We start from the raw sequence: 2,283 nt of genomic DNA, 5'->3' as shown, positions 1-2,283 counted from the left end.
GGTCAATCGCTGGCGAACAGTCTGCAAAAGACGGCGCACGTCAACGACCCCAAAAACGAGACATATGCCCCTCTTTTTCAGTGGGCGGCGGATTTCATCAGTCATGCCCTGGGGGAAAACAGCCGGATACACGGTCGGGACACGCTGGGCCACTCTGACGAAAGCATGGGAGAAGCCTATCGTGCCGCCGGCAAGGCCGTGCGAGAGGCCGCGCAACACAATTTCGTGGAACCTTCTGCGGTCAATGCCCGGGGAACACACCCACCCGGCCACTCTGACCAAAGCATGGCCGAACTGGAAAAGACAGGCTTCGGAAAGATGCGGCATCAGGCCGTGGCCGACACCCACGAACTGACAGGGGAAAAGCAGGGGTTTACCTTTGACCGCAAAACCGGAAGCCTTGAAGCGGACTCTATCGGCACCGGCTTCAAAACCATTCCGGTCAAGGCCAAAATCGGTGCCTTTTCGCTGGCCGCCACCATCGGACGCATGCTTTACGACCTCTTCGGAGGCGACCCGATCGCGCTGGAAAAAACCGAAGCCGACACCGTACGCTTTCAACAGGAACTCGATGCCCTGGAGCCGATGACCATGGACAAAATTTACGTCAAGGGCCATCCTGATGAAACCGGAAAAAACCTGACGCGTTACCTGTACCGGCAATTGGGAAACCAGATCGTCATGTTGCCGGCAACGTACCTCCTCTCCAAAGTAGAAGGGATTGCGGCCATCACGGGGGTATCGGCAGCCGTACTGACCTCGCAAATCAATGCCGGCATCATCCGGGCAAAAGGAAAAGGCGATCCGTACACGGCAGTCAAATACGGGGTTCCCCTGGGTATGATGGCGCTTTTGAACATCCCGTTCAAGGCGCCGGTTTCCATCCAGACCCCGCAGGAACTGAAAGCCTGGCTTCAGTCGGTAATGGTCGATTTCGGGGTGGGCACGTTGCAGCAGGAGGGAGTAAGGAAGGTAATCAAAAATAGCGAGGATCGGTGGAATAAAAAAGATCCTTTGTAATTTTTACTTGATACATTTGACCTGTTCAAACAAGGTTGGTCATAATGAACCGACCTTGTTCCTTTAGCAGCAGGAATGAAAAAAATTTTTAAAATCGCTATTTTTGTTTTTATCCTTTTTGCCGGATTTCACGCTTTTGCCAACAACGCTGCGCAAGGTATTCGTTCGTTTAAAGCAGGGAGATATCAGGAAGCCATGAGTTATCTCATGAAGCCGGACGCACAAAGGGATGCCAAAGCCGTCAATCTGGTCGGTTACCTGTACGATGAAGGTCTGGGGGTAGCAAAAAATGCCGAGGTGGCCAATCAATGGTACCGGAAAGCAGCTGAAATGGGTTTTGCCAAGGCCCAGTTCAATCTTGGATTATCCTATCAGTATGGTAGCGGTGTTTCAAAGGATGAGTCGGAAGCGGTTAAATGGTTTCGGAAAGCAGCTGAACAGAAATATTTCAAAGCTGAATCAAAGATGGGCTATCTGACTGCTGAGGGAATCGGCGTCAAACAGGACTACAAGGAAGCCATGAAATGGTACCGTCGTGCAGCCGAACATGGCGACCACGGTGCCTATGCCGATATCGGCCTCTTTTATGACAAGGGAGAAGGCGTCACAAAAGACCCGAACCAGGCGGTGCAATACTATATTCTGGGGGCGGAAAAAGGCAACGGCAGAGCCCAGCTTTTTCTGGCGGACTGCTACGCCAAAGGCAACGGCATCCGGCAGGACAATGAACGCGCGCTCCACTGGTATCGGGAAGCGGCAAAAAACGGCAATGTCATGGCCATGCAAGAACTGGCGGCCATTTACGCCAAAGGCCGGTTGGGCGTTCGGAAAAATGAAGCGGAATCGCAACGCTGGCTTGAAATGGCACGGGAAAAGGAAACGCACTCGTAACGGTCCTGTCTCGCTCTTTTACCCGGCAAATGAACGTTTCCTTTAAACGCGCTTCCTGATGAAATCCCTTCTGAAAGTCCTCCTCTTCTCTTTTCTCCTGATCGGTTCTTCCCTGTCGCTGGCTGATAATGTGAAGGAAGGCAACCGCTTGTATGCCGCCGGAAAATACAAGGAAGCCATGACTTGTTTCATGAAACCGGATGCGGTCACCAATCCGGCTACCATGAACCGGATCGGTTACATGTATAAAAAAGGTCGGGGTGTCGAGAAAAATCTGGCAGAAGCGGTCAAATGGTACCGGAAAGCGGCCGAAGCCGGGTTTGCTGCGGCCCAGTTCAATCTGGGACTCACATATGAAGAGGGGTACGGTGT

At 52.5% G+C, this 2,283-nt stretch carries 2 protein-coding genes and 1 pseudogene; all 3 read left to right on the top strand.

What is annotated here, in order from left to right; translation table 11 throughout:
- A pseudogene (locus OFAG_RS14285) lies at positions 1–1,020 on the top strand (hypothetical protein); the annotation flags it as partial.
- 75 nt (positions 1,021–1,095) lie between these two features.
- Positions 1,096–1,911, top strand: a complete 816-nt coding sequence (locus tag OFAG_RS05605) for a tetratricopeptide repeat protein (protein WP_005879071.1) — start codon at positions 1,096–1,098, stop codon at positions 1,909–1,911.
- Between the two features lie 58 nt (positions 1,912–1,969).
- Positions 1,970–2,283, top strand: a 314-nt coding sequence (locus OFAG_RS05600; protein WP_020994912.1) for a tetratricopeptide repeat protein, incomplete at its 3' end; no start/stop codon positions are given.

The sequence above is a fragment of the Oxalobacter paraformigenes genome (assembly GCF_000158475.2).
GTDB lineage: Bacteria > Pseudomonadota > Gammaproteobacteria > Burkholderiales > Burkholderiaceae_D > Oxalobacter > Oxalobacter paraformigenes.
This window is presented reverse-complemented; position numbering and strand designations above follow the sequence as displayed.

Coding starts and splice junctions, on each gene's coding strand:
- OFAG_RS05605 (WP_005879071.1), top strand. CDS start 1,096: ATGAAAAAAATTTTTAAAATCGCTATTTTTGTTTTTATCCTTTTTGCC.